The 15576-nt window shown below is 71.9% G+C and carries 13 protein-coding genes, 1 tRNA gene and 1 pseudogene; 9 read left to right on the forward strand and 6 right to left on the reverse strand.

From position 1 onward, the window contains the following. Window positions 1-520: 520 nt before the first annotated feature. The 5 genes from hemQ (at window position 521) to MRBLMI12_RS01130 (ending at window position 5729) form a co-directional block, all read left to right on the forward strand. Window positions 521-1204 (forward strand): hydrogen peroxide-dependent heme synthase, encoded by a 684-nt coding sequence (gene hemQ / locus MRBLMI12_RS01110; RefSeq protein ID WP_363353155.1) that lies wholly within the window; start codon window positions 521-523, stop codon window positions 1202-1204. Further along, window positions 1201-2118, forward strand: coding sequence for a hydroxymethylbilane synthase (hemC, locus tag MRBLMI12_RS01115; RefSeq protein WP_363353157.1), 918 nt, complete (start codon window positions 1201-1203; stop codon window positions 2116-2118). Before hemQ ends, hemC begins: the two co-directional genes overlap by 4 nt. Beyond that, window positions 2115-3092, forward strand: a complete 978-nt coding sequence (gene hemB / locus MRBLMI12_RS01120; RefSeq protein ID WP_363353159.1) for a porphobilinogen synthase — start codon at window positions 2115-2117, stop codon at window positions 3090-3092. The genes hemC and hemB overlap by 4 nt, the downstream gene beginning before the upstream one ends. 38 nt (window positions 3093-3130) lie before the next feature. Next, on the forward strand, window positions 3131-4666 hold the full coding sequence (locus MRBLMI12_RS01125) for a glutamate-1-semialdehyde 2,1-aminomutase (RefSeq protein WP_414686207.1): 1536 nt from the start codon (window positions 3131-3133) through the stop codon (window positions 4664-4666). 148 nt (window positions 4667-4814) lie between these two features. After that, window positions 4815-5729 carry a macro domain-containing protein gene (locus MRBLMI12_RS01130; protein ID WP_363353163.1) on the forward strand — a complete coding sequence of 305 codons (915 nt, stop codon included), beginning with the start codon at window positions 4815-4817 and terminating at the stop codon, window positions 5727-5729. An 87-nt stretch (window positions 5730-5816) separates the two neighbouring features. Here MRBLMI12_RS01130 and MRBLMI12_RS01135 read toward each other — a convergent pair. The 4 genes from MRBLMI12_RS01135 to galU form a co-directional block, all read right to left on the reverse strand. Beyond that, window positions 5817-5892 (reverse strand) — tRNA-Ala (locus MRBLMI12_RS01135). Window positions 5893-5958: 66 nt separating this feature from the next. Then, window positions 5959-6984, reverse strand: coding sequence for a large exoprotein (locus MRBLMI12_RS01140; RefSeq protein WP_363353165.1), 1026 nt, complete (start codon window positions 6982-6984; stop codon window positions 5959-5961). A 122-nt stretch (window positions 6985-7106) separates the two neighbouring features. Continuing rightward, complete coding sequence (locus tag MRBLMI12_RS01145; protein WP_349428089.1) at window positions 7107-7736, reverse strand: GNAT family N-acetyltransferase; 630 nt, start codon at window positions 7734-7736, stop codon at window positions 7107-7109. A gap of 23 nt (window positions 7737-7759) precedes the next feature. After that, the gene (gene galU / locus MRBLMI12_RS01150) at window positions 7760-8647 is read right to left on the reverse strand and encodes a UTP--glucose-1-phosphate uridylyltransferase GalU (RefSeq protein ID WP_349428090.1); all 888 of its coding nucleotides are present in this window, start codon (window positions 8645-8647) and stop codon (window positions 7760-7762) included. Between the two features lie 78 nt (window positions 8648-8725). Here galU and MRBLMI12_RS01155 point away from each other — a divergent pair, with 78 nt between their 5' ends. Genes MRBLMI12_RS01155 through mscL form a run of 3 tightly spaced genes read left to right on the forward strand, consistent with a single transcriptional unit; the run spans window position 8726 to window position 10096 of the window. Continuing rightward, window positions 8726-9322: a 5-formyltetrahydrofolate cyclo-ligase gene (locus tag MRBLMI12_RS01155; RefSeq protein WP_363353168.1), complete on the forward strand. Its 597-nt coding sequence runs from the start codon at window positions 8726-8728 to the stop codon at window positions 9320-9322. A gap of 17 nt (window positions 9323-9339) precedes the next feature. Then, window positions 9340-9639, forward strand: coding sequence for an FmdB family zinc ribbon protein (locus MRBLMI12_RS01160; RefSeq protein ID WP_363353170.1), 300 nt, complete (start codon window positions 9340-9342; stop codon window positions 9637-9639). Window positions 9640-9682: 43 nt separating this feature from the next. After that, window positions 9683-10096: a large conductance mechanosensitive channel protein MscL gene (gene mscL / locus MRBLMI12_RS01165; RefSeq protein WP_363353172.1), complete on the forward strand. Its 414-nt coding sequence runs from the start codon at window positions 9683-9685 to the stop codon at window positions 10094-10096. 388 nt (window positions 10097-10484) lie between these two features. Here mscL and MRBLMI12_RS01170 read toward each other — a convergent pair whose 3' ends face one another. Both MRBLMI12_RS01170 and MRBLMI12_RS01175 read right to left on the reverse strand, forming a co-directional pair. Beyond that, window positions 10485-10685, reverse strand: a complete 201-nt coding sequence (locus MRBLMI12_RS01170) for a hypothetical protein (RefSeq protein ID WP_363353174.1) — start codon at window positions 10683-10685, stop codon at window positions 10485-10487. Continuing rightward, window positions 10672-14436: an AAA family ATPase gene (locus MRBLMI12_RS01175; RefSeq protein ID WP_363355695.1), complete on the reverse strand. Its 3765-nt coding sequence runs from the start codon at window positions 14434-14436 to the stop codon at window positions 10672-10674. Before MRBLMI12_RS01175 ends, MRBLMI12_RS01170 begins: the two co-directional genes overlap by 14 nt. Before the next feature lie 209 nt (window positions 14437-14645). Between MRBLMI12_RS01175 and MRBLMI12_RS01180 the strand changes: the two are divergent. After that, window positions 14646-15200: pseudogene (locus MRBLMI12_RS01180) on the forward strand (methylated-DNA--[protein]-cysteine S-methyltransferase); the annotation flags it as partial. Window positions 15201-15576 lie beyond the last annotated feature (376 nt).

Genomic DNA, 15576 nt, shown 5'->3' on the forward strand with positions numbered 1-15576 from the left:
TGCTCGCCCGCTGAGCCCCCCGCCGCCCCGCCCGCCCGTTGAGCCCGCCATCGCCCCGCCCGCGCCGTCACCGGATCAGGTGATTTCACGAGCGCAGGACGATTCGCACCGCAACGTCCTGCACCCGCCGCATCACCTGATCTCGTGACACGCGGCGCGTCGGCGCAACCCTCCGCTGCTCGCCGGCGGCCGCCGCCGCCCCGCCCGCGCCGTCACCGGATCAGGTGATTTCACGAGCGCAGGACGATTCGCACCGAAACGTCCTGCACACGCCGCATCACCTGATCTCGTCACACGCGGCGCAACGCTCCCCTGCTCGCAGGCGGTCGGCCGCCGCCCCGCCCGCGCCGGTCACCACATCAGGTGATTTCACGAGCGCAGGACGATTCGCACCGAAACGTCCTGCACCCGCCGCATCACCTGATCTCGTGACACGCGGCGCGCGGGCTCTCGGCAGACGGCGGATGCCGGGAACGGCGCCACCGGAAACGCTCCGCGCGAGGAGTGAAAGGATAGGAGCATGACCGATGTCTCGGCGAGCCCCTCCACGGAAACCCTCGGCTACACCCTGTGGGCTGTGTTCCGACGCGATCCCCAGCGCCCTGCGCCTGCCGGCGATCTGACGGCCGCGGTCGCCGAGGTCGAGGCATCCGGAGTCACCGTCCGCGGGTTCTACGACGTCTCCGGCCTGCGCGCGGACGCCGACCTCATGATCTGGCTCACCGGCACCGGTGTCGCGCCCGAGGTCCTGCAGTCCGCCCTGCGGACGCTGCGCCGCGCCGAGCCGCTCGCCTCGCTCGTGCCGGCGTGGAACGCGATGGGCGTGCACCGCGACGCCGAGTTCACCGCCAGCCACCTGCCCGCATTCATGCGCGACAAGGATCCCGAGACGTGGCTCACCGTGTACCCGTTCGTGCGCTCGTACGACTGGTACATCCTGCCCGACGAGGAGCGCCGCCAGATGCTCGCCGACCACGGCCGCAAGGGTGCGGCGCACCGCAGCGTGCTGAGCAACACCGTGGCGTCGTTCGCCCTCGGCGACTACGAGTGGATCCTCGCGCTCGAGGCTCCCGAGCTCGTCGAGCTGGTCGATCTCATGCGCGACCTCCGCCAGACCGAGGCGCGCCGCCACGTGCGCGAGGAGGTGCCGTTCTACACCGGCCGCCGCATCGGACTCGACGAGATCTCCGAGGTGCTCTCGTGACCACCCTGCGCATCGGCACGCGCGGCAGCACGCTCGCGCTCGCGCAGACGGGCATGGTCGCGGACGACCTGGCCGACGCGACGGGCGTGACCACCGAGCTCGTCACGATCACCACCGACGGCGACCGCTCGAACGAGCCGCTCTCCCGCGCCGGCGGCACGGGGCTGTTCACCGGAGCGCTGCGCGACGCGCTGCTGGCCGGGCAGTGCGACGTCATCGTGCACTCGCTCAAGGACCTCCCGACCGCGCCGCACGACCAGCTCGTCGTCGCCGCGATCCCGGCCCGGGAAGACCCCCGCGACGCCCTCTGCGCGCGCGACGGGCTCACCCTCGCCACGCTCCCCGCCGGCGCACGCGTCGGCACCGGCTCGCCCCGGCGCATGGCCCAGCTGCGCTCCCGGCGTCCCGATCTCGAGGTCGTCGACATCCGCGGCAACGTCGACACCCGCCTCGGCAAAGTGGCCGGCGGAGAGCTGGATGCCGTCATCCTCGCCGCCGCGGGCCTGCGCCGCATCGGCCGCACCGAGGTCGTGACCGACTACCTCGACGCCGACTCCTGGCCGACCGCCCCCGGCCAGGGCGCCCTCGCGATCGAGGTGCGCCGCGGCGAGGAGGACCTCGTCAGCGCGCTCGACCACGCCGAGACCCGTGCTGCGGTGGAGGCCGAGCGCGAAGTCCTCGCTCTGCTCGAGGCCGGATGCTCCGCGCCCGTCGGCGCGCGCGCCGTCGTCGACGCGGGACTCCTGCTGCTGTCGGCACGCGTGTACAGCCTCGACGGCGCCACCGCCCTGACCTCCTCCCATGCCACCACGTGGCCCGAGGACGAGGGCGACCCGCCGCGCGAGGTCGCGGCATCCGTCGCCCGTGAACTGCTCGACGCCGGCGCCGCCGGCCTGACGGGAGAACGCCCGTGACGTACGCCCCGACTGACCGCCCCCGCCGCCTGCGCGCCACCCCGGCGATGCGGCGGCTCGTCGCCGAGACGCGGCTGCACCCGGCCGAGCTGATCCTCCCGATGTTCGTGCGCGAGGGCGCAACCGAGCCCGTGCCGATCTCATCGATGCCGGGCGTCGTGCAGCACACGACCGAGAGCCTGAAGAAGGCGGTGACGGATGCCGCGACCGCCGGCATCGGCGGCATCATGCTGTTCGGCGTGCCCGAGCACAAGGACGCCACGGGCTCCGGTGCGACCGATCCCGACGGCATCCTGAACGTCGCCACCCGCATCGCGGCCGCCGAGGCCGGCGACGCGCTCGTCGTGCAGACCGACCTCTGCCTCGACGAGTTCACCGACCACGGCCACTGCGGCGTGCTCGATGGGAACGGCTACGTCGACAACGACGCCACGCTCGAGCGCTATCGCGACATGGGCGTGGCGCAGGCCGAGGCGGGCTCGCAGCTGCTGGGCCTCTCGGGCATGATGGACGGCCAGGTCGCCGCCGTGCGCGATGCGCTCGATGACGCCGGCTACGCGAACACCCCGATCCTGGGCTACGCCGCCAAGTACGCCTCCGCCTTCTACGGCCCCTTCCGCGAGGCGGTGCAGTCGTCGCTCGAGGGCGACCGCCGCACGTACCAGCAGGACCCCGCGAACCGCCGCGAGGGCGCGCGCGAGCTCGACCTCGACCTCGCCGAGGGCGCCGACATCGTGATGGTCAAGCCCGCGATGAGCTACCTCGACGTGCTGTCGGATGCCGCGGCCACGAGCCCCGTCCCCGTCTGGGCGTACCAGGTGTCGGGCGAGTACGCGATGATCGAGGCCGCCGCGGCGAACGGCTGGATCGACCGGCGGCGTGCGATCGAGGAGTCGGTGATCGGCATCCGCCGCGCCGGTGCCGACGCCGTGCTCACCTACTGGGCTCTCGAACTCGCGGAGTGGATCCGATGACGACCAACGCGCAGGAATTCGCCCGCGCCCGCGGTGCCATGCCCGGCGGGGTGAACTCGCCGGTGCGCGCGTTCGGCTCCGTGCATGAGACCCCTCGCTTCTTCGTGTCGGCGTCGGGTCCGTACGTGACCGACGTCGAGGGCCGCGAGTACGTCGACCTCGTCGGCTCGTGGGGTCCGGCGATCCTCGGGCACGCGCATCCCGCCGTCGTGAAGGCGGTGCAGGATGCCGCGGCCCACGGCCTCGGCTTCGGCGCGAGCACACCGGGCGAGACCGAGCTGGCCGAGCTCATCGCCGGCCGTGTCGCCCGCCCCTCCCCGGTCGGTGAGCGAGCGAGGAACGAGCGAGACGAAACGCGCCCCACCAACCCCCCGATCGTTGAGCGAGCGAGGAACGAGCCAGACGAAACGCGCCCCACCAACCCCCCGGTCGTTGAGCGAGCGAGGAACGAGCGAGACGAAACGCGCCCCACCAACCCCCCGGTCGTTGAGCGAGCGAGGAACGAGCCAGACGAAACGCGCCGAACCGACGCGAACTCGCAGGTTCACGACGTTTCGTCTCACTTCGCTCGCTCGACCGCTACGCGCCCGATCGAGCGCGTGCGCCTGGTGTCGACTGGCACCGAGGCGACGATGACCGCGATCCGCCTCGCGCGCGGCGCGACCGGGCGCGACCTGATCGTGAAGTTCGCGGGGCACTACCACGGCCACTCCGACGGCCTCCTGGCCGAGGCCGGATCGGGCGTCGCCACGTTGGCGATGCCCGGCTCGGCGGGCGTTCCCGCCCCCATCGCCGCGCAGACGCTCGTGATCCGCTACAACGACCTCGACGCGGTGCGCGAGGTGTTCGCCGCCCGCGGGGACGACATCGCCGCCGTGATCGTCGAGGCCGCACCCGCGAACATGGGCATCGTGCCGCCCGCGCACGGCTTCAACGCCGCCCTCGCCGACATCGCCCACGCGCACGGCGCGCTGCTGATCCTCGACGAGGTGCTGACGGGTTTCCGCGTCGGCCCCGCCGGCTGGTACGGCATCGACCCGGTGCCGTTCACCCCCGACCTCATCACGTTCGGCAAGGTCGTCGGCGGCGGGCTGCCGCTCGCCGCACTCGGCGGCTCCGCGGCGCTCATGGAGCTGCTCGCCCCGCTCGGGCCGGTGTACCAGGCCGGCACGCTGAGCGGCAATCCGCTCGCCGTCGCGGCCGGCCGCGCCACCCTCGACCACCTCGACGCGGACGCTTACGCCCGCATCGACGCCGCTGCGACGAGGATCGCGGATGCCGCCACATCCACCCTCTCCGAAGCCGGCGTGACGCACGTGGTGCAGCGCTCGGGCAACCTGTTCTCGATCCAGTTCGCGGCGACGCCGCCCGTCGACTACGACACCGTGAAGGCGCAGGAGGCGTACCGCTACGCGCCGTTCTTCCGCGCCATGCTCACGCAGGGCGTCTCGCTGCCGCCGTCGGTGTTCGAGGCGTGGTTCGTCTCGTCCGCCCACGACGACGCCGCGGTGGCACGGATCATCGACGCGCTGCCGGCCGCCGCCCGGGCCGCTGCCGAGGCTCGACCCGACTGACGCCGTCGGGAGGCTGACATCGTCGCTTGCCGGGAACAGGTGATCCGGCGGACACAGGATGGTCGGCGCCGAGACCTCCGGTATGCGACGGATCGCCTGATCTGGGCAGCAGGGCAAAGCGTCCGAGCCGCTGACGCATGATGGAGCCATGACCACGCTCGTCGCCGTCCATGGAGACATCACCGCCCAGACGACGGATGCCGTCGTCAATGCCGCGAACAACGCCATGCGCGGCGGTGGCGGCGTCGACGGAGCGATCCACCGGGCCGGCGGACCCGAGATCCTGCGGGACTGCATCGCCCGCTTCCCGGACGGGCTCGGCACCGGGGACGCCGGCTGGACCACCGCCGGCGCCCTGCCGGCACGCTGGGTCGTGCACACGGTGGGTCCGAACTTCGGCGCCGGGCAGCGCGATCGCGGACTCCTGGAGTCCTGCTACCGCCGCTCGCTCGCGGTCGCCGCCGAGGTGGGCGCGCGAAGCGTCTCCTTCCCGCTCATCAGCGCCGGCATCTACGCGTGGCCTCGACGCGCCGCCATCACCACCGCCATCGACGCGATCGCCGCCGCGCACCCCGCCGTGGACGAGGTGCGGCTCGTCGCGCACGATGAGTCCGCGCATCACGAGATCGCGTCGGCGCTGCTCATGACGACCTCGGTGCGCATCCTGCAGGGCGTGCGTGAATTGCACCGACGGGGCTTCCACCGGCTCCGAGTGTCGCCGGGCCTCGCCCCCTCCGGCATGTACCACCGGATCGTGCTGACGGATGCCGCCGACCCGGACGCGACGATCCACTACACGTCGGGCGCCGAGACCGAGTTCGCCGGTGGCACCGTCGACGCGATGTCGACGCCGGGCGATGTCGCCGAGCTCATCCTGCGGGCTCTCCCCCGCCTCGCTGCGACGCACGACGCAACCGAGTACGCCGCATGGTTCGCGGGCCTGCTCGCGGCGGTCGAACCGGAGCACGCGCTGCCGGTCTCGTTCGCGGACTACTTCGACGACAGCGCCGGCTGGGAGATCGGCTGGGGCAGCGGCCTGCGGTATCCAGCGCCGCCGCGCTGACCCAGCTCGCAGCCGAACGCGGCGCTGCGAAAAGCGCGGTCGATCGGGGAAAAGCAGAAGGCCCCCGACGTGACGGGAGCCTTCTTGTGGTGGACCTGAGGGGAATCGAACCCCTGACCTCCTCGATGCGAACGAGGCGCGCTACCAACTGCGCTACAGGCCCGTGAACCTCAGAAACACTATCACGGTTCGAGGCGCGTCCCGAATCGACGGGGGCCTCGCGGAGGGCCTATTCGCCGGCTGCGCGACGGGTCAGAAGCTGCCGAACGTGGGCCTCGATCTCGGCGTCGTCGACGTATCCCATGCGGGCGTAGTCGGAGTCGGCCGAGGCGGTGCGGGCCGTGCGCGCGGTGTCGATCGACGGCGGCTTCTGGGCCTCTGCGCGGGCCAGCATGGCCTGCTCGAGCGCGGCCTGGCGCAGGGCCGCGCGAGCAGCTTCGGCATCCAGTACGGCCGCGGCACGCGATCCCGCCGACGCCGTGAGCGGCCGCGGCAGGTCGCGCGGCGCCCAGGCGCGCTGCTCGCGTTCGAGCGCGACATCCTGCAGCTCGGCGGCACGGCGCGGCGCGGCATCCGTCTCCCGCGCCACGGCACGCGCCGCAACGCGGGACAGGCGATGAAGCGTGATGCTCGACGCCATCACGAGACCGACGCCGAGCCACAGCAGCGTCTGCGCCCCCGCGGTGAGCGTCTCGAACACGCCCCAGCCGGCGAGGGCGAGGCCGCCGAGCCCGACGAGGGTGGCGACAAGACGGAAGGCGCGACGCACGCGCGCGCGGCGCGCAGCGGGAATCGCCCGCGCGGCGGCCAGTTCGGCGCGTGCGGCCGCCTCGGTCGACGCGCGTTCGGCGCGAGCGCGCTCGAGGTCGACGCGGGCAGCGGCCTCGGCGGCGACGCGCTCGGTGCGAGCCCGCTCGCGCTCGAGACGTGCCGTGGCCTCGGCCACCTCGCGCTCGGTGCGTGCACGCTCGAGGTCGACCCGCGCCTCTTCGAGGGCGGCATGCTCGCGCTCGGCGAGTGCTCGCTTCGCGAGCCGCTGCTGTGCGGCCGCGGTCCGGGCGTTCAGCTCGAGGCGCACTTCCTCCGGCGTCTCGCTCGTCTCGGCGAGAACGCGCAGCGCCTGGTTCAGGCGGACGGCGTTGCGCTCTGCCGCGTCGAACTGGCGGCGGCTGTGCCACGTCGGCAGCAGATAGACGAGCCACAAGCCCACGGCGACGAGAACGATGACTCCCCCGCCCCACACCTGCCCACCCATGCAGACCACGGTATGCGACGGATGCCGGTCGCCCCGGCATCCGCTGGCGTGTCCCTCAACACCAGCCGGCGGCCCGAATCGACGCGCTCACCTGGGAAAGGGCGTCCCGAGACCCGTATCGCCTACGCGTGCAAGCGATCCGTGGGCGGGACGGTCGCGGCGTCCTGAGGCGCCCGGCCCGAGATCCAGCGCTGCAGGACGCCCTCGGGGACGTCCTCCCGCACGAGGGCGAACGCATAATGGTCGCGCCAGTCGCCGTCGATGTGGATGAACCGGCGACGGAGCCCCTCGTAGCGGAAGCCCAGCTTCTCGACGACGCGCAGGCTCGCACGGTTCTCGGGTCGGATGCAGATCTCCATGCGGTGCAGCCGCAACTCGGAGAAGCAGATGTCGGTGGCGAGCGCGACGGCAGTCGGCGTGATGCCCCGGCCCGCGAACCGCTCGCTCACCCAATAGCCGATCGTGGCCGATGCGAGCGAGCCGCGCGCGATGCCCCAGACGTTCAGCTGGCCCGCGACCTCACCGTCGTACTCCATGACGAACGGCACGCCTGCGCCGTCGCGGTACTGCTGGAGCAGCCGGCGCACACCCATCCGCATGTCGAACGACACCGGCCCATCGGGGCTGGTCGCCTCCCACGGCCGAAGCCAGCCCCGATTGGACAGCAGTTCGTTCTGCAGCACGCGCGCGTCGCGCTGCTTCACGAGGCGGATCGCCACCGACCCGTGCCGACGAGGAGCCGACAGATCCACGTGACTCCCTCGAACGGGCGGCGTCAGAGATTCGCCGCGAAATCCTTGAACCAGGGACGCAGCGCGGGACCCAGATCGTCACGATCCGCCGCGAGCTGCACGATGGCCTTGATGTAGTCCACCCTATCGCCGGTGTCGTAGCGGCGGCCACGGAAAACCACCCCGTACACGCCGGGGCCGTCGGGGTCCGCCGCGAGCTCCTGCAGCGCGTCGGTGAGCTGGATCTCGCCGCCCTTGCCGGGCTCGGTGCGCTCGAGGATCTCGAACACGCTCGGCGACAGCACGTAGCGGCCGATCACCGCGAGATTCGACGGTGCGTCCTCGGCGCTGGGCTTCTCGACCAGGCCGTTCACCTTGACCACGCCGTTGCCGTCGGTCGACTCGACCGAGGCGACGCCGTACAGGTGGATGTGCTCGGGGTCGACCTCCATGAGCGCGATGATCGCCGCGCCGGTACGCTCGTGCTCCGCGATCATCGTGGTCAAGAGCGGGTCGCGCTCGTCGATCAGGTCGTCGCCTAGCATGACCGCGAACGACGAGTCGCCGACGTGCGCCTTGGCGCGCAGCACGGCGTGGCCCAGACCCTTCGGCTCGCCCTGGCGCACGAAGTGGATGTCGGCGAGGTCGCTCGACTCCAGCACGCGGTGCAGGCGGTCGGTGTCGCCCTTGTCCTTGAGCTTCTCCTCGAGCTCGGGAACCGAGTCGAAGTGGTTCGAGATCGCGTTCTTGTTGCGTCCGATGATGACCAGGATGTCCTCGATGCCGGCCTGCGCCGCCTCTTCGACGACGTACTGGATCGCCGGCTTGTCCACAACGGGGAGCATCTCTTTGGGCATGGCCTTGGTGGCGGGGAGGAAGCGCGTGCCGAGACCTGCGGCCGGGATGACAGCTTTGATGGAGGTGTGGGGCATCCCCCGAGTCTAGGTGGCACGGACCACCCGGCACGGGCGCACCGACCCGTGTGACGCGCGCGCCGTAGAATCGACTGCATGTCCGACGCCATCGCCGATGCGAAGCGCGCACTGCGCGCCGAGCTGCGCGAGCGCCGCCAGCTGATCACACCGCAGGCGCGCGAATACGCCGAGGCCGGCGTCCACGCTCAGCTCGACGCCCTCGTCGCCGAGCACGGTGCGCGATCGATCTCGTGCTTCCTGTCGACCACCACCGAGCCGGGCACGCGTTCCTTCGTGACGGATGCCGTGGCCCGCGGCATCCGCGTCCTCCTTCCGGTGACGCGCACCGACGGCCTCCTCGACTGGGCGGTCGCGACCGCCGACGGCGACATCGCCGAGGGCATGTTCGGACTCCCCGAGCCGGTCGGCGAGCTGCTCGGACCGATCGCGGTCAACGACGTCGACCTGCTCGTCATCCCGGCGGCCTCGGTCGACCGCAACGGCATGCGGCTCGGATGGGGCCGCGGCTTCTACGACAAGACCCTCGGGTCGATGGAGCGCTGCCCACCCGTGTACGCCGTCGTCTTCGACTCCGAGTTCGTCGACGAGGTTCCGAGCGACGAACTCGACCAGCCCGTGACCGGCGTCGTCACGCCCACGCGCACCATCACCCTCGCGCCCAGCCGGCGCTGACACCCACCGAGAGAGCCATGCCCACCTACGCCTACGCCTGCAAGCAGTGCGGCCACCGCTTCGACGCGGTGCAGTCCTTCGCCGACCCCACCCTCACCGAATGCCCCGAGTGCGGCGGCGCGCTGCGCAAGGAGTACGGCTCGATCGGCGTGACCTTCAACGGCTCGGGCTTCTACCGCACCGACTCGCGCGCCGGCGCGAAGAGCGGTGGAGCGGCGGCGACCGGCGGCGCGGATGCCTCGAGTGGCGCCTCCTCTTCGACTTCGACATCATCGAAGTCCGAGGCGAAGGCCTCACCCGCGTCGTCCGGATCCTGATCGTCCGGAGCCCCCGGCGCGGGCGGACACCCAGGGGGTACGCGTGATCAAGGGCTTCAAAGAATTCATCCTGCGCGGCAACGTCATCGACCTCGCGGTCGCCGTCGTCATCGGCGCGGCGTTCACCGCGATCGTCAACGCCATCGTCACCGGGCTGATCAATCCGCTGATCGCCCTCGTGTTCCAGGCGGACAGTCTCAACGACATCATCATCGGGGTGCCGAACCTGCGGGGCGGGACGACCGACTTCGCGATCGGCCTCATCCTCGCGGCGGTCATCAACTTCCTCGCCGTCGCCGTCGTCGTGTACTTCGTGTTCGTCTACCCGATGAACCGGCTCAAGGAGCGGGCAGCCGCCAAGGCCGGCCTCACCGAGGCCGATGAGGAGCCGAAGCTGCCGACCGAGCAGGAGATCCTGGTGCAGATCCGCGACATCCTGGAGAAGCAGAAGTCCTGAGCTTCTCCCCGACGCGCTTCGTCTCGGTCGCTGGCGCTCCCTCGCTCAACGACCGGACTTCCAGCACACCTCGCACCCGGTCGTTGAGCGAGCGAGGAACGAGCGAGACGAAACGCACCCGCATCACCCTGCACGCGGCGCACCAGATCGGCTCGACCCGTTTCGTCTCGGTCGCTGACGCTCCCTCGCTCAACGACCGGACTTCGCACCCGGTCGTCGAGCGAGCGAGGAACGAGCGAGACGAAACGCGCCCGCATCACCCTGCGCGGCGCACCAGATCGCCCGGACGCGCTTCGTCTCGATCGCTGGCGCTCCCTCGCTCAACGACCGGAACTCGAACCCGGTCGTTGAGCGAGCGAGGAACGAGCGAGACGAAACGCGCCCGTTCCTAGTAATGCGGGGGGACGTCGCGCCGCAGGCGCTCGTCGTTCGGCCCCGCTGACCCGGGTGCCGCGTCGGGCGCCGCGGTGGCGGCATCCGTCTCGTCGTCGCCCGGGATGGGCTCGGCGCTCGTTCCGGGCGCGGGCGTCAGCTTCGCCCGCCGGGAGCCCTTGACCCGCTCGATGCGCTGGCGGTCACTCGACGACATCGATCGGCTGGGTCTCGTTGTCGACCCGCGGCGCGTCGGGCGGCACGCCGAGCATCGCGGCGATGCGCTGCGCGACGTCGGCGGGGTCACGGTACAGGTCGAACGAGTGCACGCGCACGTAGTGCCAGCCGAGGCGCCGCAGGATCTGCGGGCGCAGGCGCAGCGACTCGCGCAGCGACTCCCCGATCGTCTCGGGGTCGCTCTCGACCACGACCGCCTTGCCGTCGTACTGCGCGACCAGCGGCAGCAGGCCGCGGTAGTGCACGTCGACCGAGAGTCCGGCGCGGCGCAGTTCGCGGGCGAGGCCGCGGGTCAGCGGATCGGCGAGGTCTTCGAGGCGCGCTTCGCGTGACCGCGCGGCGATGCCGCCGAGGATCGTCATGAGCGTCGCGGCACCGTACTCGAGGCGTCCGTCGTCGAAGGCCGACGGCCGGATCGACGACACGATCACCATCGACCGGCGGGCGCGGGTCATGCCGACGGTCAGCAGCCGCTCCCCGTCCGGCGACGAGAGGTCGCCGAAGTCGCTCAGCACACGGCCGTGCTTGGTGAGGCCGAAGCCAAGGGAGAAGACGACGCGGTCCCGGCTCTCGGCGACCGACTCCTCGAGAGTCAGCACGGCGAACGGCTCGGCGGTGTCGCGCGAGACGAAGTCGGCGACGTCCGAGCGCCCGGCGAAGGCTGCCTCGACGGCGGCGCGGATCCGCTCGGCATGCCGCGCGCTCGCGGTCACGACCATGAGCGACTCGCTCCCCCGGTTGACTGCGTGCTCGACCACGAGAGTCACGACGCGGGCGACCTCGGAGTCGGGACTCTCGACGGCCCCGGTGACGGGATCGGGCGTGCCGTGACCGCCCTCCACGTAGTCCACCGCGAGGCTGCCGCGTCCGAGGTACGAACCCGCCCAGGGCAGCGACACGAGCTCGCCGCCGTAGAACGCGTCGTTCACGAGCGCCGCCAGGTCTTCGCCGCCGGCGCGGTAGCTGCGGGTGAGCGTCTCGACCGGCAGCAGTTCGGCGAGGCGCTCGAACACGCTCGTCGAATCGAAGGGGACCTCGTCGTCCTCCGGCCGGTCGGCCGAGGCCGCTGCAGTGGTGGCAACGGTCCCGTTGGTCTGAGGCGGCGTGGTGGCGCCCGACACCGCGGATCCGGCGGCGACGCGGAACGGCGTGGGCTTCTGCGTGACCGGATCGCCGAACGCGACGACCTGCCCGGCCCGGCGGAGCGCCGGCGCGGCCTCGGCGAGGCAGAGGGCTCCGGCATCCGCCAGAATCACGACGTCGAACCCCACCGCGTCGGGGATGCGCGGCACCTCGTACGGCGACGCCAGCCACACCGGTGCCAGCGTGCGCGAGAGCACCGGAGCGACCGTCGCGAGCTCGGCGGGGGTGATCGCCCCGCGCTTGAGCGCCTGCTTCAGCCCGTCGGCCTCGTTCTTGTGATCGACGATCCCGATGCGCCACTGCGTGGCGAGGTGGGCGGCCAGGAGGGGGCCGGATGCCGAGGCATGGGCTTCGTCGACGAGCCGGAAGTCGCGCTCGAGACGGTCGACGACGGCGGTGTTCGCGCCGAGGACGGCGCGGTCGGTGCGCAGCAGCAGCTCGAGCGCGGACTGCCACCAGGCGTACTCGAGCTCGGCGGCCACCTGATCTTCGGGAACGTGGCGCACCGACAGCTCCAGCAGGAGGGGCTCGAGGCCCATCGCGGCGAGCTCAGTGCGCAGCGTCGCGCGCTCCTTGAGGTTGTCGAACACGTCGGAGTCGGCGGCAAGACCGGCGAGCGTGCGCACCAGCTGCTTGACGGGGAGCGTCGCGAGCCGGTCGGCCTCGCTGCGGCCGAGAGCGGCGTCGAGCTCGGCGAGCTCGGCATCCACCCGCTGCCATGCGACCTGCACATCGGCGAGGCCGAGCGGCAGCTCGGGCGTCACGCCCGTGTCGACGTACCGCTGCCACTCGGTGCGCTGCTGCTGGATGCGCACGAGCGCCTCGTACATGTCGGGCACGTGGACACCCGGGCGCAGGTACTCTCGCGACAGCCGGCGCAGCCGGCGACGGTTGGCGCCGGTCATGTCGGGCGCGTCGCGCCGCGGCGCATGCGCCTGGATCAGCTCGCCCAGCGGCCGCTCGAAGACGGTGAGGCTGAACCGGTCGAGGGAGTCGCGGATGCCGCGCAGCAGGCGCAGGTACACACCGAGTTCTGCGATCGTCCGGAACGGACGCATGCGCGTCTGGGCGATGAGCTCGTAGCCGCGCTCGAGCAGGGTGGGCACATCGCTGCGGTGCAGCTTGCCGGCGAGCCCGTGAGCGCCGCGGGCCTCTTCCACGGTCGCGAAGGTCACGCCGTACCAGGGCGAGTCGTCAGGACCGAACCGGAACTCGCCGAGCCGTGCGGCGGCGGCGAGCTTGGCCGCGGCATCCTGTCGGGTCGTGGCGAGGTTGGCGAGCGCCTCGGCATCGAAGCGGGCCTCGGTCACCGGTGCGACGCCGCCCTCTGCCAGCTGCGCGAGCTCGCGGAGGATGTCGAGGACCGACACCCCGAACGCGGGATGCTGCGCGGTCACCGCCGAGCGATAGTCGCGGAGCACGCCGCGCAGGCGCACGAGCGCGTCGTCGATGTCGGAGACCTTCGGCGCCTGGGCCTTCTCGTTGCGGCCGATGGCACGGATGAGATCGCGCTGCAGACGGTCCGGCGAGACCGCCAGCCCCGGGAGCCCGATGCCGGCGAGCCGATGGCGCACGCCGTCGAGCGTCGAGCGCCGGGCACTCACGACCAGCACGCGCTTGCCGTCGCGCACGAGGGCGCCGACGGCGTTGATCACGGTCTGGGTGCCACCGGTGCCGGGGAGCGTGTGGACGACGAGCGACTGCCCGTCGGTCACCCGGGCGAGCACGCGCTCCTGCTCGGAGTCGGCATCCAGCAGCAGCATGTCGGCGGCGGGCGGGCGCTCGTCGGGGCTCGTGGGCACGGGTCCGCGGCGGTGGAGCGTGAGCGACTCGCGATCGGCGACGTGGCCGGCCAGCGCGTTGAGCACACGGTGATCGAGGTTCGATGCATCGAGCGCCATGTCACCGCCGACGTCGGCGAAGCTCGACACGAGCAGGCGCGGCTTCACCGCGAAGCTGTCGATGGATGCCGTCAGCGCACGGATGTGGTCGATGACCGGCTGCGGCTTGAAGACGCCGTTCTCGTAGGCGAGGGCGGCGAGACCGCCGGCGTCGATCATGATGCCGAAGTGGGTGCGCATCGCGCGGACCAGTTCGGGGTTGACCGAGAACGTGCCGTGCAGCTTGAGCTCGAAGTCGCCGTGATGACGGCGGATCGCGAGCGGCCGCAGCAGCACCGGCGCGCTCCAGCTGATCCCGCCGACACGCCAGGTCGCGAGGCCGACGGCCAGGCGCACGGCATCCAGCCCGCGCGTCGTCCGGAGCTCCTGGTCCTTCGCGGTGATGCGCTCGGCGGCCAGCCGTGCGTTGCGCAGCGCGACCTCGTCGCGGAAGAGGTTCGACAGCAGCGTCGAGCGCCCGGTGATGAACTGGGGCAGGCTGCCGGGGTGCGCCTTCGTGATCTCGATGGACGCGTCCTGGACGTCCGTGAAGTGCAGCAGCGTCGACCTGCCGCCGAGGGCGGCGGACTGCAGGCGGAGCCGGTCGCGCTCGGACTCGGCGACGTGCACGACCGTGACGTCGGGTTCGGCGAGACCCAGATCACCCGGGGTCACGTCATACCCGCGCTCGGCGTCTGCTGGGCCCAGCACGGCGCTCCGTTCTGCTCGCCACACACGTGCCACCCTAAAGGCGACGTCCGCCGGTCACTTGCAATGGACCTGAGTTTCGCGGTATTGGACGCGGCGCGATCGGGCATCGAGCTCCCCCTCCTCCCCAGGATGCGGCGCGACGCGGCATCCCACAGATCCCGCTCCGACGCCTCCGCCTCGTCGGCGCACGGGGCCAGGATGGTCGCATGACCCCTGAGGAACCGCCCCGCTTCCGCGTCCACCCGTCGCCGATCGGCGACATCCTCATCGTCACGACCGCCGACGGCATCGTGACCCTCCATCCCTTCGACGGCCCCCTGCGCACCGAGATCGAACGCGTCGCGCTGCAGCTGCGCGCAGTGCCGGTTCCTGACGAGGGGACGGATGCTTCGTCTCGTTCCTCGCGCCGCACACGAGCCGCCGCCGACAGCGTCTTCGATGTCGCGATCGCGCAGCTCGACGAGTACTTCGAGGGCGAACGCCGCGGGTTCGAGTTGCCGCTGGACTGGCGGCTGGTCCGCGGCTTCACGCGCGCGGCGCTCGAGGCGGTGTGCGACATCCCCTATGGCGAGACGGCGAGCTACGGCGAAGTGGCCGTCATGGCGGGCACCGCTCGCGCGGCCCGGGCCGTCGGCACGGCGTGTGCGACCACTCCGTTCTCGATCGTGGTCCCGGTGCATCGGGTGGTTCGTGCCGACGGATCGCTCGGCGAGTACGGCGGGCGGCCCGACCTGAAGCGGTTCCTCATCGAGCTCGAGCAGGGGCCAGGCATTCCCCCCGCGCCGAGCGGTGCCGACGCGACCGAGGCGGAAGCGGCGGCCGACGCGTCGAGCGGGGCCGACGCGACCGATGCGGACGCGTCGAGCGAAGCCGAGGCGACCGGCGCCGGGGCCCCCGCCGCGCCTGTCGGAGCGAAGCCGGCGGCGGGCGTGTAGGCCGCCCGCACGCCGCGAGGCCCGGGCGGAGTGTCCGCCCGGGCCTCGCATTCCCGATCGATGTGGCGTAGGCCCGCCGTCTCCGAGCACGGGCGCGATGGCCGGCGAGCAGATCCCACGGTCGGCGCCGCGCGGAGGCCGGGTGCGATGATCGTGTCCGGGGCGCTTCATCGCGCCCACCGGGGAGACCCGGACCACGTGT

Origin of the sequence: Microbacterium sp. LMI12-1-1.1, assembly GCF_040676455.1 — a bacterium.
Taxonomy (GTDB): Bacteria; Actinomycetota; Actinomycetes; order Actinomycetales; family Microbacteriaceae; genus Microbacterium.

Excerpts from the sequence above, each read along its gene's own strand:
- hemQ (WP_363353155.1), top strand. The coding sequence starts at position 521 with ATGACCGATGTCTCGGCGAGCCCCTCCACGGAAACCCTCGGCTACACC.
- MRBLMI12_RS01125 (WP_414686207.1), top strand. The coding sequence starts at position 3,131 with ATGCCCGGCGGGGTGAACTCGCCGGTGCGCGCGTTCGGCTCCGTGCAT.
- MRBLMI12_RS01130 (WP_363353163.1), top strand. The coding sequence starts at position 4,815 with ATGACCACGCTCGTCGCCGTCCATGGAGACATCACCGCCCAGACGACG.
- MRBLMI12_RS01140 (WP_363353165.1), bottom strand. The coding sequence starts at position 6,984 with ATGGGTGGGCAGGTGTGGGGCGGGGGAGTCATCGTTCTCGTCGCCGTG.
- galU (WP_349428090.1), bottom strand. The coding sequence starts at position 8,647 with ATGCCCCACACCTCCATCAAAGCTGTCATCCCGGCCGCAGGTCTCGGC.
- MRBLMI12_RS01155 (WP_363353168.1), top strand. The coding sequence starts at position 8,726 with ATGTCCGACGCCATCGCCGATGCGAAGCGCGCACTGCGCGCCGAGCTG.
- MRBLMI12_RS01160 (WP_363353170.1), top strand. The coding sequence starts at position 9,340 with ATGCCCACCTACGCCTACGCCTGCAAGCAGTGCGGCCACCGCTTCGAC.
- MRBLMI12_RS01170 (WP_363353174.1), bottom strand. The coding sequence starts at position 10,685 with ATGTCGTCGAGTGACCGCCAGCGCATCGAGCGGGTCAAGGGCTCCCGG.